The sequence below is a fragment of the Faecalicatena contorta genome (assembly GCF_021531995.1).
In the GTDB taxonomy this organism is placed as follows: domain Bacteria; phylum Bacillota; class Clostridia; order Lachnospirales; family Lachnospiraceae; genus Dorea_A; species Dorea_A contorta_A.
Genome location: NZ_JAFBIZ010000005.1, coordinates 21,992 through 47,912, shown reverse-complemented (window position 1 = coordinate 47,912; position 25,921 = coordinate 21,992). Strand labels below are relative to the sequence as shown.

Here is a 25,921-nt window from a genome sequence, read left to right as displayed (position 1 = left end):
TTTTGAGAAAGAAACAGGAGAAGACCCCTTTTAGAAATGCTGTAAATTCTCGTTGTAAAGCTTGAGTAAGACAAGTATAATAAAAGAAGAAATATGTCAAAATAAGAAAAGAGAGGGTAAATAAATGGGAAATATATTTGACATTCTGGGACCAGTTATGGTAGGTCCGTCCAGTTCCCACACGGCAGGAGCAGCACGTATCGGTCTGATTGCAAGACAGCTCTTTGGAAGACAGCCGGAGAAAGCAACCGTATATCTGCATGGTTCGTTTGCAGCAACGGGGAAAGGACATGGAACGGATAAAGCGTTGATCGCGGGTCTTCTGGGGATGATGCCGGACGACATGAGGATTCCGACCAGTTTTGAAGTAGCACATGAGGAGGGAATGGAATTTACCATTCAGAATAAGGATATCAAGGAAGCCCATCCGAATACGGCCCAGATTATTATGGAAGCAAACGGAGCACCGACGATGAAGATTCAGGCATATTCCATCGGAGGTGGAAGAATCCGGGTATGTAAACTGGATGGGATCGATGTAAACTTCAGTGGTGAGAGCTGCACACTGATTATCCGCAACGTGGACGAGCCGGGAAGAATCAGAGAAGTGGCGAATGCTTTGAGCAATGCAGAGATTAATGTTGCTACCATGCAGGTGTTCCGTGATAAGCGTGGCGGTACGGCGGTTATGGTAGTTGAGACGGATCAGATCGTACCTCGTGAGGCAATCGAAGATCTGGAAAGAAAGCCGGGAATTATAAGAGTGAAATTCCTTGATCCCAACGGGACAACGTAATATATGATAGTGGAGGATATAAAAGAGTATGTCATATCAATCAATGGAAGAAGCACTGGAAAGGTGTGAAAAAGACAGGATTCCATTCTGGAAGGCGATACAGCTCGAAGATGCAGATGAACGCGGCATCAAAGTTGAGGATTCCTGGGAAAAGATGAAATATATGTGGCATTCCATGCTGGATGCATTGGATGCTTATGAACCGGACAGAGTATCCAGAAGCGGCCTGGTCGGAAAAGAAGGCGGGCTTATGGAACAGTATCTGCAGACGGGAGATCCTCTGTGCGGTAATTTTATGGCGAAAGTAATGACCAATGCATTAAAAATGGGATGTAACAATGCCTGTATGAAGCGTATCGTTGCTGCTCCGACGGCAGGTGCCTGTGGTGTACTGCCTGCGGTTCTGGTTACTTATTATCGTGAATACGATGTTCCGGAAGAAACGATGATCGAAGCTATGTATGTGGCAGCAGGTCTGGGACAGATCATTGCCAATCGTGCATATCTTGCCGGTGCTTCCGGTGGATGTCAGGCGGAGATTGGCTCCGGTTCCGGAATGGCGGCAGGAGCGATCTGTTATGTCAGAGGTGGAAATACACAGCAGATTGGAGATGCCTGTGCGATGGCGCTTAAGAATCTGATGGGACTGGTATGTGATCCGGTGGGCGGACTGGTAGAAGTTCCCTGCGTAAAGAGAAATGTCGGAGGTGCTGTAAATGCGATGGCGGCAGCCGATATGGCATTGGCGGGAATCACAAGCAAGATTCCGGTAGATCAGGTCATTGATGCGATGAAAGAGGTCGGAGATAAGATGGATGTCTCTCTGCGCGAGACCGGAGTCGGCGGCGTGGCAGGAAGCCCGGCAGCTGAGGAAGTTGTAAAACAGATGAATATGTAAAATCTGAAGTCAGAAATAAACCGGCATCGGGACGGGGAAAAAGTCCTGATGCCGGCTTTTCGTCTGCAGCATTTTTTTAGGATAATATTTTGATAATCAAAATACTTGACATGCAAAACAATATGATATATACTTTGAAAGTCAAAATAACTTGTATTCAAAGTAAACAGAGGTATTTATATGACTGGAAAAATATGTGGAACGGGATCGTGTGTGCCGTCATTCGTAATGGATAATCATGATATTGCAAAGCTGGTAGAGACCAGTGATGAATGGATACAGGAGCGAACCGGAGTTGTAAGACGTCATATCATCAGAGAAGAAACAACGGTGTCAATGGCGGCGGAAGCAGGAAAGAGAGCTCTGGACAATGCGGGAATGTCTGCACAGGAGATCGATCTGATTCTTGTATCGACGATATCTTCGAATGTTGTGCTCCCGTGTGCAGCTTGTGAGGTTCAAAAAGAACTGGGCGCAGTTCATGCAACCTGTTTTGATCTCAGTGCGGCCTGTACCGGATTTGTGCTCGCCTACAATACAGCGATGGCATACCTTGCTTCCGGGGTATACCAGAATGCGTTGATCATAGGAAGCGAAAGCCTGTCCAATCTGACGAACTGGAAAGATCGCGGTACCTGTATTTTATTCGGAGACGGGGCGGGGGCAGCTGTTGTAAAAGCCTGTGCTCAGAAGGCGTATATTCCGGTAACGCACTCCGATGGGGCAAAGGGAGCGGCACTTAGCTGTACCAGCCGTTACAATAAAAGTGAACTTGCCGGGAAAGTAGATCCGCAGGAATGGATGGAGGATCGTTACCTGATGCAGATGGATGGCCGGGCAGTGTTCAAATTTGCGGTAAAGAGTGTACCACAGGCTGTGGAAGAATTACTGGAAAAGAATCAGATGAAAAAAGAAGAGATTGCATGGTATATTCTACATCAGGCAAATCGAAGGATTGTGGAATCTGTGGCAAAGCGCCTGGAAGAGCCTATTGAGAAATTTCCGATGAATCTGCAGGAGTATGGCAATACATCCTCTGCGAGCATTCCGATTCTGTTAGATGAGATGAATCGGAAGGGACTATTAAAGAACGGGCAGAAGATCATCCTGGCAGGATTTGGAGCAGGACTTACCTGGGGAGCATCCTTGCTGGAATGGTAACCGGCAGGATGGGAGAATGATGCGATAAACCGGTGGTGCAAGCTTTCCCGGTTTATATAGAGTTTTAAGAAAAAAATGAAAAAGGAGAAAATGAAATGTTAGAACAGATTAAGACAATGATTGCTGAAAATCTTGGAGTAAATGAGGATGCAATAACAGAGGGGTCTACCTTTAAAGAAGATCTTGGAGCAGATTCTCTGGATCTTTTTGAGCTTGCAATGGCTCTGGAAGATGAGTTTGAGATTGAGATCCCGACAGAAGATCTGGAAAAAATAGCTACTGTAGGAGATGTTGTGGAGTATATTAACGCACACAAAGAATAAGAAAGAAGCGGGGTTTTTAGATATGCAGACAGAAGTAACCAGATTATTAGGAATCGAATATCCGATCATCCAGGGAGGCATGGCATGGGTTGCAGAGTATCATCTGGCAGCAGCTGTATCAGAAGCAGGAGGTCTCGGACTGATCGGCGCGGCAAGTGCACCTGCCGAGTGGGTAAGAGAACAGGTACGCGAAGCAAAGAAACTGACAGATAAGCCATTTGGAGTCAATATTATGCTGATGAGCCCATATGCAGATGATGTGGCAAAAGTTGTTGTAGAAGAAGGTGTAAAAGTAGTTACAACCGGTGCGGGAAATCCTGAAAAGTACATGAAGATGTGGAAAGAAGCAGGGGTTAAGGTGATTCCTGTGGTTGCTTCTGTAGCCCTGGCAAAGAGAATGGAACGCTGCGGAGCTGACGCACTGGTGGCGGAAGGATGTGAAGCGGGCGGCCACATTGGAGAGAATACGACGATGGTATTGGTACCGCAGGTCGCAGATGCGGTGAATATTCCGGTCATTGCAGCCGGCGGAATTGCAGATGGAAGAGGAATTGCGGCAGCATTTATGCTGGGAGCAAAAGGTGTACAGATGGGAACTCATTTTGTTGTAACGGATGAATCTCAGGTACATGACAATTATAAAGAAAGAATTATCAAAGCGAAGGATATTGATTCACGTGTCACAGGAAGGACGACCGGACATCCGGTTCGTGCGCTTCGCAATGATATGACAAAGAAATACATTGAATTGGAAAACAAAGGTGCAGGCTTTGAGGAACTGGAACAGCTGACACTTGGCGGATTACGCAGAGCTGTGGTAGATGGTGACGTGAAGAACGGAAGTGTCATGGCAGGACAGATTGCAGGTATGGTTAAGGAAAGAATGTCCTGTAAAGCATTGATTGAAAAGCTGGTAAGAGAGACGGATGCGCTGATGAAAGGAATGGGATTCTATGAGTAAGACAGCATTTATCTATCCTGGACAGGGCGCGCAGAAGGCCGGAATGGGAGCAGACTTCTATCAGAACAATGAGACGTCCAGGCAAATTTATGATGAAGCAAGTAAAGTACTGAATCTGGATATGAAGGCACTTTGCTTTGAAGCGAATGATAAGCTTGACCTGACAGAATATACACAGGCAGCGTTGGTTACAACCTGTCTTGCTATGACAAGAGCAGCACAGGAAAAAGGATTGAAGGCTGATATTACCGCAGGGTTAAGTCTGGGCGAGTATTGCGCCATTGCTGTGGCAGGCGGCATGAATGACATGGATGCCATTCGTCTGGTTCGCAAAAGAGGAATTCTGATGCAGAACACTGTGCCGGCAGGAGAAGGAGCCATGTGCGCGATCATGGCGATGGATGAAAAGGCAATCGAGGAAATTACGGATGGAATTGACGGAGTAACGATTGCGAATTATAACTGCCCGGGACAGATTGTGATTACCGGAGAGACAGAAGCGGTAAAAGAAGCAGAGACAAGGCTGAAAGAAGCAGGGGCAAAAAGAACGGTGATGCTCAATGTCAGCGGACCATTCCATTCTCCAATGCTCCGGGAAGCAGGAGAGGAATTGGCAAAAGAGCTGGAACAGACGGAGTTTCACGCACTTCAGATCCCATATGTAACGAATGTTACCGCGAAGACAGTAATGGATATCGGGCAGACACCGGCACTTCTTAAGGAGCAGGTAAGTGTTCCGGTACGCTGGATGCAAAGTATGGAAGCAATGATTGCGGATGGTGTGGATACTTTTATCGAGATTGGTCCTGGAAGAACGTTGGCAGGATTTATGAAAAAAATTAATCGGAATGTGAAAGTATATAACATTGCCACATTGGATGATGTAGAAAAGGTAGCAGCAGAACTGTAAAAGGAGTAGGTATGTTAGAAGGAAAGATTGCATTGGTAACAGGAGCTTCCAGAGGAATTGGAAGAGCGATTGCGCGTAAACTGGCTTCGCAGGGAGCAACAGTTGTGATCAATTACAACGGTTCAAAAGAAAAAGCAGAGAAGGTAAAGCAGGAGATTGAGGCTGATGGAGGAAAAGCATCCATCTGTCAGTGTAATGTATCTGAGTATGAGGCATGCCAGGCGATGATTCAGAATGTTGTGAATGAATATGGAAGAATTGATATTCTGGTAAATAATGCAGGGATTACAAAAGATGGACTTCTGATGAAGATGTCAGAGGAAGATTTTGATCGCGTGATTGATACGAATCTGAAAGGTGCATTTAACACTACTCGTTTTGCAGTACGCCAGATGCTTCGCCAGAAGAGCGGACGCATTATCAATATGGCATCTGTCGTCGGAGTGACAGGCAATGCAGGACAGGTGAATTATGCGGCTTCCAAGGCGGGAATAATCGGAATGACCAAGGCAACAGCCAGAGAAGTAGCTTCCAGAGGAATTACAGTCAATGCCATTGCACCGGGATTTATAGAAACAGATATGACAGATGTTCTGTCTGAAAAGGTAAAAGAAGCTTCCGTCTCCCAGATTCCGCTTGGAAAATTCGGGAAACCGGAACAAGTGGCAGCAACGGCAGCATTTCTTGCATCTGAGGATGCCGGATATATTACCGGACAGGTGCTGCATGTAGATGGCGGTATGGTGATGTAGAGAGTGGAAGGAGAATAGTTGTATGAAAAAACGGGTGGTAGTAACAGGACTTGGAGCAGTGACTCCGATTGGTAATACAGTAGATGAGTTCTGGGCAGGAATCAGGGCCGGAAAAGTTGGAATTGGTGAGATCACTAGATTTGATACTGCGGATTACAAAGTGAAACTTGCCGCAGAAGTAAAAGGATTTGTTGCAAAAGAGCGGATGGACTTTAAAGCTGCAAAACGTATGGAATTATTTTCCCAGTATGCAGTTGCGGCTGCAAAAGAAGCGTATGAAGATGCAGGGCTGGAGATCGAAAATGAAGATCCGTTCCGTGCAGGTGTGATCGTGGGATCCGGAATCGGAAGTCTTCAGACGGTAGAAAAGGAATATGAAAAGATTCTGACACGTGGACCGGGAAGAGTAAACCCGTTGATGGTACCGCTTATGATCTCCAATATGGCAGCAGGGAACATTTCCATTCAGCTTGGTTTCCGCGGAAAATGTACGAATGTTGTGACGGCATGTGCAACCGGAACCAATTGTATCGGTGATGCGTTCCGTGCAATTCAGTATGGAGATGCAGATATCATGCTGGCAGGAGGAACAGAAAGCTGTATCTGTCCGACGGGAATTGCTGGTTTTACCAGTCTGACGGCTCTTTCTACATCACAGGATCCACTGCGTGCTTCCATTCCATTTGACAAGGATCGCGGAGGGTTTGTTCTGGGAGAAGGCGCAGGCGTTGTTGTGCTGGAAGAACTGGAACATGCAAAAGCAAGAGGCGCGCATATCTATGCAGAGGTTGCGGGATATGGAGCAACAGGAGATGCATATCATATTACCTCTCCGGCAGAAGACGGAAGCGGAGCAGCCAAAGCAATGGAACTTGCAATGCAGGAAGGTAATGTTACACCGGATGAGGTGGATTATATCAATGCACATGGTACTTCTACACATCACAATGACCTGTTCGAGACAAGAGCAATCAAACTGGCATTACAGGATGCAGCAAAGAATGTGGTCGTAAATTCTACCAAATCCATGATCGGTCATCTTCTGGGTGCAGCCGGTGGTGTGGAATTCATTACTTGTGTGAAGACCATTCAGGATGGATTTATTCATCAGACGGTAGGAACAGAAGTGGCGGATGAAGAATGTGATCTGAATTATGCCATTGGTGCACCAATAGAAAAAGAAGTTCGCTGTGTGCTGACGAATTCTCTGGGATTCGGTGGTCATAATGCAACCTTGTTAATCAAAGAGTATGAAGGATAGAGAAAGGATCTGAAGCGTATGGAATTAGAAAATCTTGTGAAATTAATCAATGCCGTATCAGATTCTGAACTGACAGGCTTTCAATATGAGGAAAACGGAGTGAAGCTGCATTTGTCGAAAAAAGGCGGGAAAGTACAGGCAGCACAGGTGTTAACGACAAGTCCGGTAAATGCAGAGGCAGTACAGACCGAATCTCCGGTCAGAGAAGAGAAGCCGGTGAGCGGAAAAGTCATAGAATCTCCGCTGGTAGGTACCTTTTATGTGGCACCTGCAGAAGATGCGAAGCCATTTGTATCCGTGGGAGATCAGGTGAAAAAAGGACAGACACTGGCAATTGTAGAGGCTATGAAACTGATGAATGAGATTGAAAGTGAGTATGACGGAACGATCGAAGAGGTGCTGGTAGAGAACGGAGAAGCCGTTGAATATGGTCAGCCATTGTTCCGCATTGCATAGAGGAGAGCGAAGAATTATGAATCATTTGGATATTAATCAGATTAAAGAGATCATTCCTCACCGCCATCCATTTTTATTGCTGGATTATATCGAGGATTATGAACCGGGGCAGTATGCGGTCGGATATAAATGTGTGACCTACAGAGAAGATTTCTTCAAAGGACATTTTCCACAGGAACCAGTGATGCCTGGAGTGCTGACGGTGGAAGCACTGGCACAGGCAGGAGCAGTTGCCATCTTAAGTGTGGAGGAAAACCGGGGAAAAGTTGCATACTTTGGTGGTATCAATAAATGTAAGTTTAAAGGAAAGATCGTACCGGGAGATAAAGTACGCCTGGAGACGAAAATTATCAAACAGAAAGGGCCGGTAGGAGTCGGTGAGGCGGTAGCAAGTGTTGACGGCAAGGTGGTAGTCAGCGCGGAATTGACATTTATGATTGGATAGGTGACAGAAGAATGATAAAAAAAGTATTGATTGCCAATCGTGGAGAGATTGCGGTGCGAATTATCCGTGCCTGCCGAGAGATGGGGATTGAGACGGTAGCAGTTTATTCGGAAGCGGATAAGGAAGCACTTCATACGAAGCTTGCAGATGAAGCGATCTGTATTGGACCTGCACCATCTTCCGAAAGTTATCTGAGTATGGACCGGATCTTAAGTGCTACGATTGTGAGCGGTGCCGATGCCATTCACCCGGGATTCGGGTTCTTGTCTGAAAACAGCAAATTTGCAGAACTCTGTGAACAGTGCAATATTACGTTTATCGGACCGAATTCTAAAGTGATTGCGAGCCTTGGAAACAAGCAGGAAGCGAGAAATACGATGATTGCGGCAGGGGTTCCGGTAATTCCGGGAAGTACCCGGCCGATCTATGACGCAGAGACGGGCGCGGATATTGCGGCCGAAATCGGGTATCCAGTGATTGTAAAAGCAGCACTTGGCGGCGGAGGAAAAGGAATGAGAGTCGCCCGGTCGCCGGAAGAATTTGAACAGAGCTTCCGAACCGCACAGAAAGAAACGCAGATGGCATTTGGTGATAATACCATGTATATCGAGCATTTTGTGGAGCATCCAAGACATATTGAGTTTCAGATTCTTGCAGACAGTTATGGAAATGTGGTGCATCTGGGAGAGCGAGATTGTTCCATTCAGAGAAACCATCAGAAACTGATTGAAGAATCTCCGTCCATTGCTCTTTCAGAAGAACTGAGACAGAAGATGGGAGAGGCAGCCGTAAAAGCTGCGAAGGCTGCCGGTTATGTGAATGCCGGAACAATCGAGTTCCTTCTGGAAAAGAGCGGAAATTTCTACTTTATGGAGATGAATACCAGAATTCAGGTCGAGCATCCGGTGACAGAATGGGTCACAGGAATTGATTTGGTAAAAGAGCAGATTCGCATTGCATCCGGAGAAAAATTGTCTTATACCCAGAAGGATATCCACCTGACCGGACACGCCATTGAGTGCAGAATCAATGCGGAAAATCCGGAAAAAGGGTTCCGTCCTTCACCGGGAACGATTACCGATATGTATCTTCCGGGAGGAAAAGGAATCAGAATTGATTCTGCGATTTACAGTGGATATACGATTCCGCCTTATTATGATTCTATGGTTGCAAAGTTGATTGTGTGGGCAAAAAATCGAAATGAAGCGATTCTGAAGATGCGAAGTGCATTGGGAGAAGTTATCATTGAGGGAATTGATACCAATGTGGATTATCAGTATGAGATACTGAATCATCCGGATTATATTCGTGGCAATATTGATATTGAATTTATCGAGAGATTGTAAAGGTGAATATCTATGAAGTTAGATAATATGTTTAAAAAGACCAGACTTTCTACAGGAAAGAAAGGTTATATCGCACTCTCCGGGAAGCCGGAGGTTCCGGAAGGGCTTCTGCGCAAATGTAATAAATGCGGAGGTGCGATTATTGCGGACGATGTAAAAAAAGGGTATTATATATGCCCCAAATGTGGTGGATATTTTCGTGTGCATGCATATCGAAGAATTGAAATGGTGGCAGATGCGGAGACATTTGAAGAATGGGATATGGATCTGGAGACAAAAAATCCTCTGAACTATAAAGGGTATGAAGAAAAACTGGAAGGCCTGCGGGAAAAGACGGGACTTCGGGAAGCGGTTGTGACCGGTAAGGCCAGAATCGATGGAAGAGAAGCTGTAATCGGAGTCTGTGACGGAAGATTTCTCATGGCAAGTATGGGAGGAGTCGTCGGAGAAAAGATTGCGCGGGCAGTTGAACGGGCAACAGAAGAACGGTTGCCGGTGATTCTGTTTGCCTGTTCCGGAGGAGCCAGAATGCAGGAAGGGATCACTTCTCTGATGCAGATGGCCAAGACTTCTGCTGCATTAAAAAGACACAGTGATGCAGGTCTTCTGTACATCAGTGTTCTGACGGATCCTACTACCGGAGGAGTAACGGCAAGTTTTGCCATGCTGGGAGATGTGATACTGGCGGAACCAAAGGCGCTGATCGGCTTTGCAGGACCACGTGTCATTGAACAGACGATCGGACAGAAGCTTCCGAAGGGATTTCAGCGTTCGGAATTCCTGTTGGAGCATGGATTCATTGACGCCATTGTGGAACGTCCCAAGCTGAAAGAAACGCTGTCTCAGATTCTGTCACTTCATAAAGAAAAGGAGAGCCTGGATCGTACAGAGGAGACAGAAAATGTTGTCCAAAAGACCGGTACGCAGACAGGGATTCAGAATACCAATCTGTCACATGACCAGGAAAAAACGTCTGTGGATGCGTGGGAACGTGTACAACTGTCCAGACAAAAGGACCGTCCGGTGGGAAGTGACTATATCCGGCATATGTTCACGGACTTTGTTGAATTTCACGGAGATCGTTATTATGCAGATGATAAGGCAATCATCGGAGGAATTGCCAGATTTCATGGCAGGCCGGTTACCGTGATCGCGCAGGCAAAAGGAACCAATACAAAGGAAAATATTGAACGGAACTTCGGGATGCCCTCTCCGGACGGATACCGCAAGGCACTTCGTCTGATGAAGCAGGCAGAGAAGTTCCATCGACCGGTTATCTGTTTTGTAGATACGCCGGGAGCATTTTGTGGACTGGAAGCAGAAGAGCGTGGACAGGGAGAGGCAATTGCAAGAAATATCTATGAGATGTCAGGATTAAAAGTTCCGGTACTTTCCATCATTATCGGAGAAGGCGGAAGCGGGGGAGCTCTTGCCATGGCAACTGCAGATGAAGTATGGATGCTGGAGAATTCCATCTATTCCATTCTGTCACCGGAAGGCTTTGCAAGTATTCTGTGGAAGGACAGTTCTAAGGCAAAAGAGGCGGCAAAGGTCATGCGTCTTACGGCAGAAGATCTGTATCAGCAGGGAATCGTGGAAAAAGTATTCAGGGAGCCGGAAGAATATACGGTTCAGAATATACAACAGGTAATCACTCCTCTGGAATGCGAACTGGAAGAATTTCTGAATCAATATGAAGTGATGTCTTCCAAAGAATTGACAGAGCGCAGATATCAGAGGTTCCGGCAACTGTAACAGAAGAGGAGCGAAAATATATGAAGATAAAACCATTGAAAATTGGTAATATAGAAGTAAAGCTTCCGTTGATTCAGGGCGGAATGGGCATTGGAATCAGTCTGGGCCGTCTTGCCGGGAGCGTTGCAAAAGAGGGCGGCATAGGGATCATCTCTGCCGCCCAGATTGGTTTTCAGGAGCCGGATTATGATGTGGATTCATTGAAGGCCAATTTGAGAGCGGTCAAAAAGGAATATGAGAAGGCGAGAAACATTGCTCCGAAAGGAGTGATCGGATTCAATATCATGGTAGCTATGCAGCATTATGAGCAGTATGTTAAAGCGGCGATTGCTGCGGGGGCGGATCTGATCATCTCCGGAGCAGGACTGCCAACGGAGCTTCCGAAGTATGCACAAGCTTCCGATGTAAAGCTTGCACCGATCGTATCCAGTGAAAAATCAGCAAGAGTGATCTTGAAGTACTGGGATCGAAAATACAAAAGGATCCCGGATCTACTGGTTATTGAAGGGCCGCTCGCCGGAGGACATCTGGGGTTTACCAGAGAACAGCTTGAGGAATACGGGGCTGATTCAGCCAGTTCTTTGAAAGAAACTGTGAAAGAATATGACGGGGAGATTCATGCCATACTGGAAGCGGTCAGGGAGTATGAAGACAAGTACAGTCAGAAGATTCCGGTGGCAATTGCCGGAGGTATCGAAGATCAGGAGCAGGCAGCTCATGCATTTGCTCTCGGAGCTGATGCCATTCAGGTGGCGACCAGGTTCGTGACAACTGAAGAGTGTGACGCGGATATCCGTTATAAAGAGGCGTATGTAAGAGCAGAAAAGGAAGATATTGTTATTGTGAAAAGTCCGGTTGGGATGCCGGGACGTGCCATTATGAATCCTTTTATGAAAAAAATTATGGCAGGAGAGCGGATTGCACCGGTCCGATGCCATGGATGCCTCAATGGATGTAATCCTGCAAAGATTCCTTACTGTATTACAGAAGCGCTGATCCATGCGGCAAAAGGGAAAGTGGAGGATGCACTTTTATTCTGCGGTGCGTATGCGTATAAGGCCAGTCGGATTGAAACGGTAAAAGAAGTTATTGATTCTCTCCTGCTGGAAAGGGTATAATGTAGGTGTAGAAAAGTAGGAAGAGTGAAGGACGATGGGAATGGACGACGCATATAAGCTGATTAATAATACGCTGGTGAACCTGATCAATGAGATCTGGGAGCTGGAAGAGAAGGCAATCATAACAGAGGAATTCAAAGATTTGACGAATAATGATATGCATGTCATCGAGGCAATCGGACTTGGTGACGGCAGAAATATGTCTTCTATTGCGAAAAAGTTAAAGATTACCGTCGGATCCCTCACTACAGCAATGAACAGTCTGGTGAATAAAAAATACGTTGAGCGTCACAGAAGCGAGGAGGATCGCCGTGTTGTATTTGTGAAGTTAACGGAAAAGGGAGTCAGAGCGTATCATCATCATGAGGATTATCATCGGCAGATGACGCAGGCTATTATGGATAAACTGGATGAAAAAGAACTGCCTGTTCTGGTTAAGACACTGGATGTGTTGACTGAATTTTTTACCGGATACAGCAAGGTAAAGGAGCCTTAAAAGATGGAAACAGAAATAGAAAGATTGCAGAATATTATTGATGACAGCAGGAACATTGTATTTTTTGGAGGTGCCGGAGTATCCACGGAGAGCAATATTCCGGATTTCAGAAGTGCGGACGGCCTGTACCACCAGCAATATAAGTATACGCCGGAGCAGGTCGTAAGCCACAGCTTTTTTGTTCGTAATACAGAAGGATTTTATGAGTTTTATAAGGATAAGATGATGTTTCTGGATGCAAAGCCGAATCCGGCACACCGGAAGCTTGCAGAACTGGAAGCGTCAGGAAAGTTAACGGCGGTTATCACGCAGAATATTGACGGACTTCATCAGGCGGCGGGCAGTAAGAATGTACTGGAGCTCCATGGAAGTATTCACAGGAATTATTGCCAGAGATGCCATAAATTCTACGATGCGGCATATGTGAAGCATGCAGAAGGGATCCCGAGGTGTACCTGCGGTGGTGTGATCAAGCCGGATGTTGTATTGTACGAAGAGGGACTGGATTCCGATATCATTCAGAAAAGTATCCGGGCAATCAGCAATGCGGATACTCTGATCATCGGAGGAACATCTCTGGTCGTATATCCTGCGGCAGGATTTATCGATTATTTCAGAGGAAGGCATCTGGTTGTGATCAACAAAGGTGCTACAGCGAGAGAAGTAGGAGCAGAGCTGACCATTGCAGCTCCGATCGGAAAAGTGTTGGAACAGGTAAAAATCTGATGAGGGATTGTTGAAAAACAATCCCTCATTTGTATTTTGAAAAAATCAAATTCATTCAATGTCGGTCAAAATCGGTTGTGCATATTAAACGAAAATGTAAGGTCATATTTGTGAAATAGTTTGATTGACTTTGACTGACTTTGAACATATAATGCAATCATAAAATAAAAACAGGAGGAAATGAGATGATTTATACAGTTACATTTAATCCATCACTAGATTATATTGTTTCTGTAGAAGACTTTAAATTGGGATTGACCAATCGTACAAGCTCTGAATTGATACTTCCGGGTGGAAAAGGAATTAATGTGTCAACAGTGCTTGGCAATCTCGGGATCGAGAATACAGCATTGGGATTTGCAGCAGGGTTTACCGGAGATGAGATTGTACATCGAATGGAAGAGATGGGCGTGAAGTCAGATTTTATCTTGCTTGAGAACGGAATGTCTAGAATCAATTTGAAGTTAAAGTCTATTGATGGAACAGAGATTAACGGATGCGGCCCTAAAATTGATCAGAAAGCAGTGAACTCTCTGATGGATAAACTGGATGTGTTAGGACAAGGCGACACTTTGGTCCTTGCCGGTAGTATTCCCAATTCTATGCCGGATGATATATACAGAAGGATTATGGGAAGACTGGATGGACGAGGAGTCATGATTGTTGTGGATGCAACGCAGGATCTGCTCTTAAATGTGTTGGAGTATCACCCGTTTTTAATTAAGCCTAATAATCACGAACTGGGTGAAATATTCAACGTGGAGCTGAAGACGAGAGAAGAAGTGATACCATACGGTAAAAAGCTGCAGGAAATGGGCGCGGTGAATGTTCTGGTGTCCATGGCTGGTGAAGGGGCAGTATTGATTGCAGGAGATGGCAGTGTATATGCGACTCCGGCACCAAAAGGGACTTTGAAAAATGGCGTCGGAGCGGGAGATTCTATGGTAGCTGGATTTGTCGCAGGCTGGTTGAAAGAACAAGACTATAAACATGCATTTTATATGGGCGTATCAGCAGGAAGTGCAAGTGCATTTTCAGAATTGCTGGCAACGAAGGAAGAAATAAAGGCAGTATATCAACAACTAATCCCGAATTAAGGAGGAAAAAAGGATGAGAATTACGGAATTGCGATTCCACATGGCAAATGCGACGCTGTTACCAAGCCGGGTCTTGCAGCTATGGTAATCAAGGAAGGTGTAGAATTTGATTCATTGGATGGTGAGCCGGTAACATTGATGTTCCTGATTGCAGCACCGAATACGGAAGATAATGTACACCTTGACGTATTGAGTAAATTGTCTGTATTGATGATGGATGAAGAATTTTCAAATTCTCTTCGAAATGCGTCGTCAGTAGATGAATTTCTTGCAATTATTGATAAAGCAGACAACGAGAAAGAAAGTATCGATGAGAGACTGGCAGATACAGGGGATGTGGCAGCTTCTAAATGCAAGATTCTTGCAGTTACTTCCTGTCCGACCGGTATTGCACATACTTATATGGCAGCAGAAGGAATTGAAAAAGCGGCAAAAGCAAAAGACTGTTTTGTAAAGATAGAGACAAGAGGATCCGGCGGAGCCAAAAATGTATTAACAGAACAGGAGATTGAAGAAGCAGACTGTATTATTGTTGCAGCAGACGCACAGGTTCCGATGGATCGCTTTGATGGAAAGAAAGTGATTGAATGTCAGGTATCAGACGGAATCAGTAAAGCAGATGAATTAATTGAACGTGCGATTGCAGGAGATGTCCCGGTCTATCATGCGGCAGCAGGGGCAAAAGTTACGAAAACAACAAAGAAAAGTGGCAGCATAGGACATCAGATCTATACACAGTTGATGAATGGAGTGTCTCACATGCTTCCGTTCGTAGTAGGTGGAGGTATTCTGATTGCAATTGCATTCTTGATTGATGGATTCTGCGTGGATATGAATGCATTGGATGTTGCAGACAGAGCTAATTTTGGAACGATTACACCAGCTGCAGCATGGCTTAAGAATCTGGGAGGTGTTGCATTTGGATTGATGCTTCCGGTACTGGGTGGTTACATCGCGATGGCAATCGGAGACAGACCGGCACTTGCATTGGGATTCGTAGGTGGAATGATGGCAATTGATATGGGAGGCCCGTTTAATAAGGCAGCATATGTATTCGGTACTGCAGCGATTGCAGCAGGTAATTACGACATTATGACAGCTGTTATGATTGGTGGTATGACGCCGCCTTGTGCAATTGCAATTGCGACCATGCTCTTTAAAAATAAATTTACAAAAGAAGAACGAGAGGCAGGTCCGACAAATATTATTATGGGTCTGGCATTTATCACAGAAGGTGCTATCCCATTTGCAGCTTCCGATCCGATTCACGTACTTCCTTCCTGTATTATCGGTTCAGGAGTTGCCGGAGCGTTGTCTATGGCATATTGTATATAGAGCCTGACGATGAGATTTTGGATAAAATGATGCGGCTTAAAGAAGAAGAAGAGAAAAAAAGGCTTCTTCAGACTTTGAAAGGCAAGGAAAACATCACTCTTGACGGTCAGAAAATCTTGCTGTATGCTAATATCGGTAATATTAAGGATCTTGCAACGGTTCGACAAAATGATGCTGGAGGTATTGGACTTTTCAGAAGTGAGTTTATCTACCTTGAGAAAGATCAGTATCCAACAGAGGAAGAACAATTTCAGATATATAAGACCGTAGCAGAGACCATGGCCGGAAAGCGTGTCATTATCCGAACTTTAGATATCGGTGCGGATAAGCAGTGTGATTATTTCGAAATGGAAAAAGAAGAAAACCCGGCAATGGGATGTCGTGCGATTCGTATCTGTCTGACACGTCCAGAGGTGTTTAAGACTCAGCTGAGAGCATTATTCCGTGCCAGTGCGTATGGAAAAATTGCAATTATGTATCCGATGATCACCAGCGTGAAAGAAGTTCGAAAAATCAAAGAAATTGTTGAACAAGTGAAGGATGAATTAAAGCAACAGGGCATAGAACATGGTGAGCCGGAACAGGGAATTATGATTGAGACTCCGGCAGCGGCAATCATAAGTGATATGCTTGCAAAAGAGGTTGATTTCTTCAGTATTGGAACAAATGATCTGACACAGTATACGCTGGCAATTGACAGACAGAATATATCGTTGGATGATTTTTATGATCCGCATCATCCGGCAGTTCTTCGCCTGATATCCATGGTAGTCGATAATGCACACAAAGCAGGCATCTGGGCAGGTGTTTGTGGTGAGCTTGGTGCAGATCTGGAATTGACAAGAGAATTTCTGGCGATGGGAGTAGATGAATTGTCCGTATCTCCGGGAAGAATTCTTCCGATTCGTAAGATCGTGCTCGAGACGAACGTTGCAGATTATAAAGAAAACAGAAGATAGAAACGGAGTATCATATGCTGTCAGAGCAACGTTACGCAATGATTTTAGAATTACTGAAAGAAAGACACAGCATTTCAGTAATAGAATTAACAGAACTGCTGAATATATCGGAATCAACTGCCAGAAGGGACATTACGGCACTGGATAAGGCGGGAAAGCTTGTGAAAGTGTTTGGTGGTGCTGTTGCTGCAGATAATACATTTCTTGCACTGGAGCCTACGGTGGCACAAAAAAAAGAGGTTCAGAAAGAGGAAAAGCTTCGGATTGCAAAGTATGCCGCTTCTTTAATTGAACCGGAAGATTTCGTATATCTGGATGCAGGGACAACGACGGGATATATGCTGGAGTTCCTTGAAAAAACATCGGCAACTTTTGTGACGAATGCGGTTGCACATGCACAGAGACTTGCGGCTAATGGGACAAGAGTGTTTTTGATTGGCGGAGAACTGAAAAGTTCGACAGAAGCAGTTGTAGGAAGCGAAGCTGTGATATTGCTGAAAGAATATCATTTCACAAAAGGCTTTTTTGGAACGAATGGAATCAGTAAGACAAAAGGCTTTACAACACCGGATGTGAATGAAGCGCTTGTCAAAAGGACGGCAGTTGAACAGTGTCAGAAAGTGTATATACTGGGAGATTCTTCGAAGTTTCATCTGGTAAGTTCCGTAACTTTTTCGCCATTTCATGGAAAGAAAATCCTGACTGACAGTATTCCGGATGAATATCGGGAGATTTCAGATATTATTGTGTGTTAATAATCAGAAGCTGTGAATATAAAAGAATTATCTCGTGGAAGAACGTGTGTAAAGAAGCACAGTATTCCACGAGATTTATTTTTTCAGGGGGAGGCTTAACGAATCAGATGCTAAAAAATCAAAAGGATCAGGTTGAACGTATAGAAATGTATGGAAAAGAGACAAAAAAGGCGCGTGATAATTTTGCTTTAGGCCCGAATGGAACAAACTTTCATCTGATTGGAGCTATGCTGGATATCAAAAAGGCAGCAGCGCAGACATACAGGGAACTGGAGATGATGGAAAAATGGAAAGCGGATGCCATCATTTTCGCATGCGATGAGTTGAAAAAGGAAAAATATCGGGATAATTTTTGTGTGCATCCATTACAGGGCGGTGCCGGAACAGCCATCGGACTGGGTGATAATGCCAGCAGACAGTATCGTTTCCGTGTGATAGAGAAACTGCGGGATCTGACCGGAATTGGACTTGCAAGGGCAGAATACGAAGTGGATCTGACTCAGAATAATGATGTATTTGTGGAAGTGTCCGGGCTTTTGAAAGCCATGGCAGTGAATCTGATGAAGATTGCCGGGGACTTAAGATGGATAAATTCCGGGCCGAAAGGCGGACTTGGGGAGATTATTCTTCAGGAAGTACAGGCAGGGAGCACAATTATGCCTGGAAAGGTGAATCCGGTGATTCCGGAGATGGTGACACAGGTTGCCATAAAAGTGATGGCAAATGATCAGGCGGTTGCGACGGCAGCTGCCAGTGGTAATTTTGAGTTAAATGCGTTTCTTCCCCTGATTGCAGACAGTCTGTTGGAAAGCCTGGAATTGTTGATTCGTGCAACAGAATTATTTCGTACAAAATGCATAGATACTCTGCGTGTCAATGAAGCGCAGTGCCGGAAGCATCTGGAAGGATCCCTTGCGGAGGTTACCCATAAAGCGGTCGAGATCGGATATGAGAAAGCGGCAGAAGAAGCCCGGAGAAAAGCAAAGATAGATGAATGAAAACATGCAACTGAAAAACGCCGGTATCTCTGAAGGAGACCTTCGGGATACCGGCATTGATTTATGTGGATGTTCATGGTCTGGTATGAGGAAGGTGCAGATCTACCCCAGCGAAGGGAAGATCTCGATGCTTCGTTCCAGAATTCCCTGCATATAGGCAATTGCAGTTCCGTAATTTGTGATCGGAATATTGGCATCTTCCGCACATTTCAGACGATATTTCATTTCCCGTTCATTGAGCGTACAGCCGCCGCAGTGAACGATCATTTTATAGCAATCCAGTTCCAGAGGAAATTCCGTTCCGCTGGTGAATTCAAAATTCAGTTGTTTTCCGGTATAATTCCGAATCCAGCGAGGAAGCTTGACGGTACCGATATCATCACACTGTCTGTGGTGTGTGCAGCCTTCTGAGATCAGGACGGTATCACCATCTTCCAGTGTGTCCAGGGCACGGGCGCCGTGTACGACCGTGCGGAGATTTCCCTTATATCGGGCGAAAAGAATGGAAAATGAGGTCAGAGGAATCTCTCCTGGTGTGTCGGCGGATACTTTGGCAAATACCTGGCTGTCAGTAATGACAAGAGACGGCTTTTTGGATAGATTCTGAAGCGTCTCTCGCAGTTCGTGTTCCTTGACTACAATTGCAGTTGCATCTGCTTCCAGAATATCACGGATCGTCTGTTGTTGCGGAAGAATCAGACGCCCTTTTGGGGCGGCTTTATCGATCGGTACCACCAGCACGACAAAATCCGATGGGTGGATCAGATCACCCACAATACGCAGTTTGGAATCCTCCTGTGGAGCAAGGACGGTAATCTGTTCCTTCAGTTCATATATATTCATTTGATCCTCGGCGCTGGTCCACAGGATACGCCGGCTATTAATTCCGTATGCAGCCTGTGCAGATTCGAGGACGGTACACTGGTCAGCTTCCGAAACAAGATCTGCTTTGTTCAGAACAATCAGATAAGGAATCTCCTTTTGCCGGATTCGTTCCAGGATCGCAGCATCCTCTTTTGTCATACCGGTGGTTCCATCCACCACCAGAATGGCAATATCCGTTTTGTTCAAAACCTGATAAGCTTTTTGAATTCGAAGCTTACCAAGTTCTCCTTCATCATCCAGACCAGGGGTATCGATCATTACAACAGGCCCGAGCGGGAGAAGTTCCATAGCCTTCAGAACCGGATCTGTTGTAGTACCTTTTACGTCCGATACAATCGCAAGGCTCTGGCCTGTAAGAGCATTAATGATACTCGATTTGCCGGCGTTACGTTTGCCAAAAATACCAATATGAATGCGCTCGGAAGAGGGCGTATTATTTAAACTCATAGTTATCAACCTCCTGTTTAATTTAATGAATCTCCGCGTGCGGTTACGACACGATATCCGATGGACTGCATCCTGGTCTCCAGGCATCTTCGGCACTGGGCAGATTCATCTCCGGTGCAGATTTTGTTGTCGTACAGCAGGTAATCCTTTCTTACGCTGGTGGGGGACAGATTCGGCATCACAACATTGGCACCGGCCAGAATGCCCAGTTCTCTTCCTCTGGGATGGATGGTTCCAAGTGCAGTGGTGGAAGGAAGCAGTACCCTGGGGATCATCAGTCGGATCAGCCCCAGCAGAAAGAGTGTAAGTTCCAATGTTCCGGCGGGTTCTCCGGCAAATGGAGTATCATGATGCGGGATGAACGGGCCGATTCCGATCATCTGTGGATTCAGTTCTTTCATGAACAGCATATCTTCAGCCAGATGCTCTGCTGTCTGATAGGGGGAACCGACCATGAATCCGGTTCCTACCTGATAACCGATCTCTTTCAGATATCTCAGACATTGCTGTCGGTGAGCGGCGCTCAGAGAAGCAGGATGCAGCATACCATAATGCTGATAATTACAGGTTTCGTGTCTGAGAAGATACCGGTCGGCTCCGGCATCGAAAAAGGCCTGATAGGTTTCACGCGATTTTTCACCGACAGATAGAGTAATGGCACAGTCGGGATAGCGTTGTCTGATTGTCCGTATGAGAGTAATCATCTTATCATCGGTAAACCAGCCGTCTTCGCCTCCCTGAAGGACGAAGGTGCGAAAGCCCAGGTCATAGCCTTCGCGGCAGCAGGTGAGAATCTCCTCTTCGGTCAGTCGATACCGGTGTACATTTTTGTTACTTTTCCGGATACCGCAGTAAAGACAGTCATTTCGACAGTAGTTGGTGAATTCAATCAGTCCCCGGACATAGATGTCGGTCCCATAATATTTTTGCTGTTCCTGTCGGGCAAGAGGAAAAAGATATTCGGACAATTCGGGTGTACGCCCGGAGATCAGAGCTGTCCATTCACTTCTGGACAGCGTCTGTTCTGTATGAAGTTTATCAATCAGTGATATCAGATCTGAAGTAGGGATGGATGTGTTCATTGGCAGTCTCCTTAAATCTATTGGTTTGCATGATACTGGTTTTGCCGGTTCGTTTCTGCACGCCATAGATACGTAAAAAACCTGGCGTACATAGCGTCAGGTTCTGAAAAGGCAGAGATATCCTGCCAGTGTATTCTCTATGAATCTGTACGCCTTTTCACTCAGAATATACAGTCTTTGTGATCAGTACGGTTTTGTAAAATTATAACATACTGCAAATGTTTCCACAATCATCGTTTATGGATTCACAAATTGCAGATATTTATGAACGCATATATTTCACACAAATTGTAGAAGTCTGTTATAATAGGAAAGAAATAGTTTCAGGGAAAATCTTATCGAAGAAAGAGGTCAGAGAATGGAAACGGAATATGTGGCACATGATTTTGAACCGATATATGACGAACGTTCACGGATTCTGATGCTGGGAACTATGCCATCACCGAAGTCACGGGAAGTGGGATTTTATTATGGTCATCCGCGAAACCGTTTCTGGAAAGTGGTATCGGATGTCTGTCAGGAATCGCTGCCGGAGACTAAGGAAGAGAAGATTACGTTTGCACTGAGAAACCGGATTGCGGTATGGGATGTGCTGGCAGGCTGCGAGATCAGAGGAGCAGAGGACAGCAGCATCCGCAATCCTGTACCCAATGATATGAGCAGAATTCTGAAAACAGCGGATATCCAGGCGATATTCACGACCGGGATGAAGGCATATCAGTTATATAAAAAGTATTGTTATCCTGTAACCGGTGTAGAGGCGATCAGTCTGCCATCTACAAGCCCGGCAAACTGCAGGATATCCTATGAAGAATTGTATCAGGCATATTCGATAATACAAAAATATATCAGTGACGGGTATCAATCCCCTATCTGATATACGTTCCGAGAGAGAGTCTTGAGTTGAAGCGAATAAATAACGATGAAAGAAGGAGAAGGATGGAAAATCTGATATTTAGTTTAAATGCGACGGTTCCGGTGTTTTTTATGATGCTTTTGGGATTGATATTTCGAAAAGCAGGATGGATTGATGATGCATTTGCATCAAAGATGAATCAGTTTGTATTCCGGGTGCCGCTTCCACTGCTTGTGTTCAGTGATCTGGCATCGGTCGACTTTGATAAGGTGTGGAATATGAAGTTTATCTTATTCTGCTTTTTGGTAACAGTACTCAGTATTGCAATCTCTGTTGTAATCTCATATTTATGGAAAGACAAGTCGATCCAGGGAGAATTTATTCAGGCTTCCTATCGAAGCAGCGCGGCGCTTCTGGGAATTGCGTTCATTCAAAATATATATGGAACGTCGGGAATGGCGCCTCTTATGATCATCGGAAGTGTGCCGCTCTATAATGTGATGGCAGTTCTTGTGTTGTCACTATTCCGACCGGAACAGAAGGGACTGGACCGTAAGGTTCTGGAAAAAACACTGAAAGGCATTGTGACGAATCCAATCATTATCGGAATCGTGGTCGGACTTCTGTGGTCAGCACTAAAGATTCCAATGCCACATATTGCAGAAAAAACAGTGAGCAGTGTTGCAAGTGTTGCCACGCCGATGGGATTAATGGCTATGGGAGCAACCTTTGACATCCGGAAAGCATTTGCAAAGGTAAAACCGTCTGTCGTGGCAGCATTGATCAAGCTGGTGGGATATGCAGGTGTCTTCCTTCCGATGGCTGTATGGATGGGCTTTTGCAGGGAGGAACTGGTGGCCATTCTTGTGATGCTGGGATCTGCCACAACCGTGAGCAGCTTTGTTATGGCAAAAAATATGGGACATGAAGGTACTCTGACGTCAAGTACCGTTATGCTTACCACTTTGTTCAGTGCATTCACCCTGACAGGATGGCTGTATATACTGAGAAGCTTTTCCCTTATCTAGGGTGAACTATTAAAAAAGTCTTAATTTCCTTGACAAATTGATTTTCGATGGCTATGATAATCAGTAGTTTATACGTAAAGGCTTTGATAAAGAGGAGTATGTATTCATGAACCTGCCAGAGAGAGTGACCCACAGGCTGAGAGGTACTCGGGATATTCAGGATACAGAAGGTAGCTTTTGAGCCGGATGGCTGAACTTCATAATAAGAAGCTAGGTCGTCCCGGAGTCGTTCCCGTTATAGAATAAGATGAGATGTATAGAAGGGGTGAATAAGTATTTCTTCTATATAATAAAGGTGGTACCGCGACTACAATCGCCCTTTACGTAATGTAGAGGGCTTTTTCATTTTCAAAATGTGAAGAAAATGTGAAAAGTAATAGGATAAAGTGTATCTGAAGTATGAGGAGGAAACTATGAGTCAGAACCTGGAAAAGACCTACAATCCAAAAGAGATTGAAGCAAAGTTATATGAAAGATGGTGTGAAAATAAGTATTTTCACGCTGAGGTTGACAGAAGCAGAAAACCGTTTACAACTGTGATGCCGCCACCGAATATTACCGGTAAGCTGCATATGGGACATGCACTGGACAATACACTGCAGGATATCCTGATCCGCTATAAGAGAATGCAGGGATACAATGCACTGTGGATTCCGGGAACAGACCATGCGGCAATCTCCACAGAGGTTAAGGTTACCAATCAGTTGAAAGAAGAAGGGATTGATAAAAAAGAGCTTGGAAGAGAAAAATTCCTGGAGAGAACCTGGCAGTGGAAGGAAGAGTATGCAGGAACGATCGAAGGACAGTTGAAAAAGTTAGGTGTATCCTGTGACTGGGACAGAGAACGCTTCACAATGGATGAGGGTTGTTCCAAAGCTGTTGAAGAAGTATTTATCAAACTTTATGAAAAAGGATATATCTATAAGGGATCAAGAATCATCAACTGGTGTCCGGTATGTAAGACATCTCTGTCTGATGCAGAAGTTGAGCATGAAGAGCAGGATGGATTCTTCTGGCACATCAAGTATCCGATCGTAGGAACCGATGATTTCCTGGAGATCGCAACAACACGTCCGGAGACTATGCTTGGTGATACGGCTATTGCCGTACATCCGGATGATGAGAGATATAAAGATATCGTTGGAAAGACCTGTCTGCTTCCATTGACTGACAGAGAGATTCCGATTGTTGCAGACTATTATGTAGATAAAGAATTTGGAACCGGTGCGGTTAAGATCACACCTGCACATGACCCGAATGACTTTGAAGTTGGAAAGCGTCACAACCTGCCTGAGATCAACATTATGAACGACGATGCTACGATCAATGCGCAGTATGGTGGAAAATATGCCGGCATGGATCGTTACGAGGCAAGAAAGGCCATGGTGAAGGATCTGGAAGAGCAGGGATATCTGGTAAAGGTTGTGCCACATTCTCATAATGTAGGTACACATGACCGTTGCCATACAACGGTAGAGCCGATGGTAAAGCAGCAGTGGTTCGTTAAGATGGATGAACTGGCAAAACCGGCGATTGAAGCAATCAAGAACGGGGAACTCAGATTTGTTCCGGAGCGTTTTAATAAGATCTACCTGCACTGGCTGGAGAATATCCGTGACTGGTGTATCTCAAGACAGATCTGGTGGGGACACAGAATTCCGGCTTATTACTGTGATGAATGTGGAGAAGTTGTGGTAGGACGCGGTGCTCCGGAAAAATGTCCAAAGTGCGGATGCACACACTTTACACAGGATGAAGATACACTGGATACATGGTTTAGTTCTGCGCTGTGGCCATTCTCCACACTTGGATGGCCGGATCAGAATGAAGATCTGGATTATTTCTATCCGACAGATGTACTGGTTACCGGATATGACATCATTTTCTTTTGGGTAATCCGTATGGTATTCTCCGGTTATGAGCATACAGGGAAAGCACCGTTCCATACCGTATTTATTCACGGTCTGGTGAGAGATTCCCAGGGCCGCAAGATGAGTAAATCTCTCGGAAATGGTATTGATCCGCTGGAGATCATCGATCAGTATGGTGCAGATGCCCTGCGTATGACACTTGTAACAGGAAATGCGCCTGGTAATGACATGCGTTTCTATAATGAAAGAGTAGAGGCGAGCCGTAACTTTGCGAACAAAGTATGGAATGCATCCAGATTTATCCTGATGAATCTGGGAGATAAGGAACTGACAGAGCCGGCAGATTTCAATCGTTATCCGGCAGATGCATGGATCTTGTCCAGATGCAATACACTGGTAAAAGACGTAACAGAAAATATGGATAAGTTTGAGCTTGGTATCGCTTTGTCCAAGATCTACGATTTCCTATGGGATGAATTCTGTGACTGGTATATCGAGATCGCAAAATATCGTATCTATCATGCGGAAGAAGACGCAGAAGGTGCAAATGATGCACTGTGGACGCTCAGAGAGGTACTGAAGAATTCTCTGAAACTTCTCCATCCATATATGCCGTTTGTAACAGAGGAGATTTACAGCAAACTGGTTCCGGAAGAGGAATCACTGATGATGTCAGACTGGCCTGTATACGATGAAAAGCGCAACGCTCCGGATGCAGAGATGGTGGTAGACCATTACAAAGAGATCGTAAGAGGAATCCGTAATGTGCGGGCAGAAATGAACGTACCGAATTCCAGAAAGGCAACCGCATATGTTGTATGTGAAGATGCCAAGATATGTGAGGGACTGGCTCTGCTTGATACATCAGCACAGACCATGGCAGCTTTGAACGCACTTGTGATTCAGAATGATAAGACAGGAATTGCAGATGATGCGGTATCCGTTGTGGTACCGGATGCGACGGTATATGTTCCGCTGGAAGAACTGATCGACTTTGATCAGGAGATTGATAGATTAACAAAAGAAGAAACGAGACTTTCAAAAGAAATTGCCCGTGCAACAGGAATGCTGAATAATGAGAAGTTTGTCAGCAAGGCTCCTGCAGCGAAAGTCCAGGAAGAACGTCAGAAGCTGGAAACATACCGACAGATGATGGAACAGGTAAAAGAAAGACTGGAAGGATTAAGAGCAAAAAGGTCATAGG

23 protein-coding genes, 2 pseudogenes and 1 other annotated feature are annotated in these 25,921 nt (G+C 45.2%); of the genes and pseudogenes, 23 read left to right on the top strand and 2 right to left on the bottom strand.

What is annotated here, in order from left to right; genetic code table 11:
• Positions 1-124 precede the first annotated feature (124 nt).
• From sdaAB to JQM82_RS01375, 20 genes and pseudogenes are all read left to right on the top strand, one after another.
• On the top strand, positions 125-796 hold the full coding sequence (sdaAB, locus tag JQM82_RS01470) for an L-serine ammonia-lyase, iron-sulfur-dependent subunit beta (protein WP_235248134.1): 672 nt from the start codon (positions 125-127) through the stop codon (positions 794-796).
• Between the two features lie 28 nt (positions 797-824).
• The gene (sdaAA, locus tag JQM82_RS01465) at positions 825-1,694 is read left to right on the top strand and encodes an L-serine ammonia-lyase, iron-sulfur-dependent, subunit alpha (RefSeq protein ID WP_235248132.1); all 870 of its coding nucleotides are present in this window, start codon (positions 825-827) and stop codon (positions 1,692-1,694) included.
• A gap of 180 nt (positions 1,695-1,874) precedes the next feature.
• Complete coding sequence (locus tag JQM82_RS01460; protein WP_235248130.1) at positions 1,875-2,855, top strand: beta-ketoacyl-ACP synthase III; 981 nt, start codon at positions 1,875-1,877, stop codon at positions 2,853-2,855.
• Positions 2,856-2,950: 95 nt separating this feature from the next.
• Positions 2,951-3,178, top strand: a complete 228-nt coding sequence (acpP, locus tag JQM82_RS01455; RefSeq protein ID WP_235248128.1) for an acyl carrier protein — start codon at positions 2,951-2,953, stop codon at positions 3,176-3,178.
• A gap of 22 nt (positions 3,179-3,200) precedes the next feature.
• On the top strand, positions 3,201-4,139 hold the full coding sequence (gene fabK / locus JQM82_RS01450) for an enoyl-[acyl-carrier-protein] reductase FabK (RefSeq protein WP_235248126.1): 939 nt from the start codon (positions 3,201-3,203) through the stop codon (positions 4,137-4,139).
• Positions 4,132-5,049, top strand: a complete 918-nt coding sequence (gene fabD / locus JQM82_RS01445) for an ACP S-malonyltransferase (protein ID WP_235248124.1) — start codon at positions 4,132-4,134, stop codon at positions 5,047-5,049. Before fabK ends, fabD begins: the two co-directional genes overlap by 8 nt.
• 11 nt (positions 5,050-5,060) lie before the next feature.
• Positions 5,061-5,801 carry a 3-oxoacyl-[acyl-carrier-protein] reductase gene (fabG, locus tag JQM82_RS01440; RefSeq protein ID WP_235248123.1) on the top strand — a complete coding sequence of 247 codons (741 nt, stop codon included), beginning with the start codon at positions 5,061-5,063 and terminating at the stop codon, positions 5,799-5,801.
• 22 nt (positions 5,802-5,823) lie between these two features.
• Positions 5,824-7,062 (top strand): beta-ketoacyl-ACP synthase II, encoded by a 1,239-nt coding sequence (gene fabF / locus JQM82_RS01435; RefSeq protein WP_235248122.1) that lies wholly within the window; start codon positions 5,824-5,826, stop codon positions 7,060-7,062.
• An 18-nt stretch (positions 7,063-7,080) separates the two neighbouring features.
• Entirely contained in the window at positions 7,081-7,518 is a 438-nt protein-coding gene (accB, locus tag JQM82_RS01430) for an acetyl-CoA carboxylase biotin carboxyl carrier protein (protein WP_235248121.1), read from the top strand.
• A gap of 16 nt (positions 7,519-7,534) precedes the next feature.
• On the top strand, positions 7,535-7,963 hold the full coding sequence (gene fabZ, locus JQM82_RS01425; RefSeq protein ID WP_235248120.1) for a 3-hydroxyacyl-ACP dehydratase FabZ: 429 nt from the start codon (positions 7,535-7,537) through the stop codon (positions 7,961-7,963).
• Positions 7,964-7,974: 11 nt separating this feature from the next.
• Positions 7,975-9,309 (top strand): acetyl-CoA carboxylase biotin carboxylase subunit, encoded by a 1,335-nt coding sequence (locus JQM82_RS01420; RefSeq protein WP_235248119.1) that lies wholly within the window; start codon positions 7,975-7,977, stop codon positions 9,307-9,309.
• A 12-nt stretch (positions 9,310-9,321) separates the two neighbouring features.
• Complete coding sequence (locus JQM82_RS01415; protein WP_235248118.1) at positions 9,322-11,064, top strand: acetyl-CoA carboxylase carboxyltransferase subunit alpha; 1,743 nt, start codon at positions 9,322-9,324, stop codon at positions 11,062-11,064.
• Between the two features lie 20 nt (positions 11,065-11,084).
• Positions 11,085-12,182, top strand: coding sequence for an NAD(P)H-dependent flavin oxidoreductase (locus tag JQM82_RS01410; RefSeq protein ID WP_235248116.1), 1,098 nt, complete (start codon positions 11,085-11,087; stop codon positions 12,180-12,182).
• Between the two features lie 40 nt (positions 12,183-12,222).
• Entirely contained in the window at positions 12,223-12,678 is a 456-nt protein-coding gene (locus JQM82_RS01405) for a MarR family winged helix-turn-helix transcriptional regulator (RefSeq protein ID WP_235248114.1), read from the top strand.
• A 3-nt stretch (positions 12,679-12,681) separates the two neighbouring features.
• Positions 12,682-13,404, top strand: coding sequence for an NAD-dependent protein deacylase (locus JQM82_RS01400; RefSeq protein WP_235248113.1), 723 nt, complete (start codon positions 12,682-12,684; stop codon positions 13,402-13,404).
• A gap of 185 nt (positions 13,405-13,589) precedes the next feature.
• Positions 13,590-14,501 (top strand): 1-phosphofructokinase, encoded by a 912-nt coding sequence (pfkB, locus tag JQM82_RS01395; RefSeq protein WP_235248112.1) that lies wholly within the window; start codon positions 13,590-13,592, stop codon positions 14,499-14,501.
• A 24-nt stretch (positions 14,502-14,525) separates the two neighbouring features.
• Positions 14,526-15,827, top strand: a pseudogene (locus JQM82_RS01390) (PTS fructose transporter subunit IIABC); the annotation flags it as partial.
• A pseudogene (gene ptsP, locus JQM82_RS01385) lies at positions 15,821-16,795 on the top strand (phosphoenolpyruvate--protein phosphotransferase); the annotation flags it as partial. The pseudogenes JQM82_RS01390 and ptsP, both read left to right, overlap by 7 nt.
• A gap of 14 nt (positions 16,796-16,809) precedes the next feature.
• Positions 16,810-17,550, top strand: coding sequence for a DeoR/GlpR family DNA-binding transcription regulator (locus JQM82_RS01380; protein ID WP_235248111.1), 741 nt, complete (start codon positions 16,810-16,812; stop codon positions 17,548-17,550).
• A 107-nt stretch (positions 17,551-17,657) separates the two neighbouring features.
• Positions 17,658-18,548, top strand: a complete 891-nt coding sequence (locus JQM82_RS01375; RefSeq protein WP_235248110.1) for a lyase family protein — start codon at positions 17,658-17,660, stop codon at positions 18,546-18,548.
• 102 nt (positions 18,549-18,650) lie between these two features.
• Here the strand turns inward: JQM82_RS01375 and hydF are convergent, their stop codons facing one another.
• Both hydF and hydE read right to left on the bottom strand, forming a co-directional pair.
• Positions 18,651-19,880 (bottom strand): [FeFe] hydrogenase H-cluster maturation GTPase HydF, encoded by a 1,230-nt coding sequence (hydF, locus tag JQM82_RS01370; RefSeq protein ID WP_235248109.1) that lies wholly within the window; start codon positions 19,878-19,880, stop codon positions 18,651-18,653.
• A gap of 17 nt (positions 19,881-19,897) precedes the next feature.
• Positions 19,898-20,962 carry a [FeFe] hydrogenase H-cluster radical SAM maturase HydE gene (gene hydE / locus JQM82_RS01365; RefSeq protein WP_235248108.1) on the bottom strand — a complete coding sequence of 355 codons (1,065 nt, stop codon included), beginning with the start codon at positions 20,960-20,962 and terminating at the stop codon, positions 19,898-19,900.
• A gap of 358 nt (positions 20,963-21,320) precedes the next feature.
• On the opposite strand from hydE, the gene JQM82_RS01360 reads away from it, so the two are divergent.
• The 3 genes from JQM82_RS01360 to JQM82_RS01350 all read left to right on the top strand — a co-directional run bounded on the left by JQM82_RS01360 (position 21,321) and on the right by JQM82_RS01350 (position 25,920).
• Entirely contained in the window at positions 21,321-21,839 is a 519-nt protein-coding gene (locus JQM82_RS01360; protein ID WP_235248107.1) for a DNA-deoxyinosine glycosylase, read from the top strand.
• Positions 21,840-21,901: 62 nt separating this feature from the next.
• On the top strand, positions 21,902-22,846 hold the full coding sequence (locus tag JQM82_RS01355) for an AEC family transporter (RefSeq protein ID WP_235248105.1): 945 nt from the start codon (positions 21,902-21,904) through the stop codon (positions 22,844-22,846).
• Positions 22,847-22,920: 74 nt separating this feature from the next.
• Positions 22,921-23,170: a binding site (T-box leader), on the top strand.
• Between the two features lie 89 nt (positions 23,171-23,259).
• The gene (locus JQM82_RS01350) at positions 23,260-25,920 is read left to right on the top strand and encodes a valine--tRNA ligase (RefSeq protein WP_235248104.1); all 2,661 of its coding nucleotides are present in this window, start codon (positions 23,260-23,262) and stop codon (positions 25,918-25,920) included.
• Position 25,921 lies beyond the last annotated feature (1 nt).

Excerpts from the sequence above, each read along its gene's own strand:
- sdaAB (WP_235248134.1), top strand. The coding sequence starts at position 125 with ATGGGAAATATATTTGACATTCTGGGACCAGTTATGGTAGGTCCGTCC.
- sdaAA (WP_235248132.1), top strand. The coding sequence starts at position 825 with ATGTCATATCAATCAATGGAAGAAGCACTGGAAAGGTGTGAAAAAGAC.
- JQM82_RS01460 (WP_235248130.1), top strand. The coding sequence starts at position 1,875 with ATGACTGGAAAAATATGTGGAACGGGATCGTGTGTGCCGTCATTCGTA.
- acpP (WP_235248128.1), top strand. The coding sequence starts at position 2,951 with ATGTTAGAACAGATTAAGACAATGATTGCTGAAAATCTTGGAGTAAAT.
- fabK (WP_235248126.1), top strand. The coding sequence starts at position 3,201 with ATGCAGACAGAAGTAACCAGATTATTAGGAATCGAATATCCGATCATC.
- fabD (WP_235248124.1), top strand. The coding sequence starts at position 4,132 with ATGAGTAAGACAGCATTTATCTATCCTGGACAGGGCGCGCAGAAGGCC.
- fabG (WP_235248123.1), top strand. The coding sequence starts at position 5,061 with ATGTTAGAAGGAAAGATTGCATTGGTAACAGGAGCTTCCAGAGGAATT.
- fabF (WP_235248122.1), top strand. The coding sequence starts at position 5,824 with ATGAAAAAACGGGTGGTAGTAACAGGACTTGGAGCAGTGACTCCGATT.
- accB (WP_235248121.1), top strand. The coding sequence starts at position 7,081 with ATGGAATTAGAAAATCTTGTGAAATTAATCAATGCCGTATCAGATTCT.
- fabZ (WP_235248120.1), top strand. The coding sequence starts at position 7,535 with ATGAATCATTTGGATATTAATCAGATTAAAGAGATCATTCCTCACCGC.
- JQM82_RS01420 (WP_235248119.1), top strand. The coding sequence starts at position 7,975 with ATGATAAAAAAAGTATTGATTGCCAATCGTGGAGAGATTGCGGTGCGA.
- JQM82_RS01415 (WP_235248118.1), top strand. The coding sequence starts at position 9,322 with ATGAAGTTAGATAATATGTTTAAAAAGACCAGACTTTCTACAGGAAAG.
- JQM82_RS01410 (WP_235248116.1), top strand. The coding sequence starts at position 11,085 with ATGAAGATAAAACCATTGAAAATTGGTAATATAGAAGTAAAGCTTCCG.
- JQM82_RS01405 (WP_235248114.1), top strand. The coding sequence starts at position 12,223 with ATGGACGACGCATATAAGCTGATTAATAATACGCTGGTGAACCTGATC.
- JQM82_RS01400 (WP_235248113.1), top strand. The coding sequence starts at position 12,682 with ATGGAAACAGAAATAGAAAGATTGCAGAATATTATTGATGACAGCAGG.
- pfkB (WP_235248112.1), top strand. The coding sequence starts at position 13,590 with ATGATTTATACAGTTACATTTAATCCATCACTAGATTATATTGTTTCT.
- JQM82_RS01380 (WP_235248111.1), top strand. The coding sequence starts at position 16,810 with ATGCTGTCAGAGCAACGTTACGCAATGATTTTAGAATTACTGAAAGAA.
- JQM82_RS01375 (WP_235248110.1), top strand. The coding sequence starts at position 17,658 with ATGCTAAAAAATCAAAAGGATCAGGTTGAACGTATAGAAATGTATGGA.
- hydF (WP_235248109.1), bottom strand. The coding sequence starts at position 19,880 with ATGAGTTTAAATAATACGCCCTCTTCCGAGCGCATTCATATTGGTATT.
- hydE (WP_235248108.1), bottom strand. The coding sequence starts at position 20,962 with ATGAACACATCCATCCCTACTTCAGATCTGATATCACTGATTGATAAA.
- JQM82_RS01360 (WP_235248107.1), top strand. The coding sequence starts at position 21,321 with ATGGAAACGGAATATGTGGCACATGATTTTGAACCGATATATGACGAA.
- JQM82_RS01355 (WP_235248105.1), top strand. The coding sequence starts at position 21,902 with ATGGAAAATCTGATATTTAGTTTAAATGCGACGGTTCCGGTGTTTTTT.
- JQM82_RS01350 (WP_235248104.1), top strand. The coding sequence starts at position 23,260 with ATGAGTCAGAACCTGGAAAAGACCTACAATCCAAAAGAGATTGAAGCA.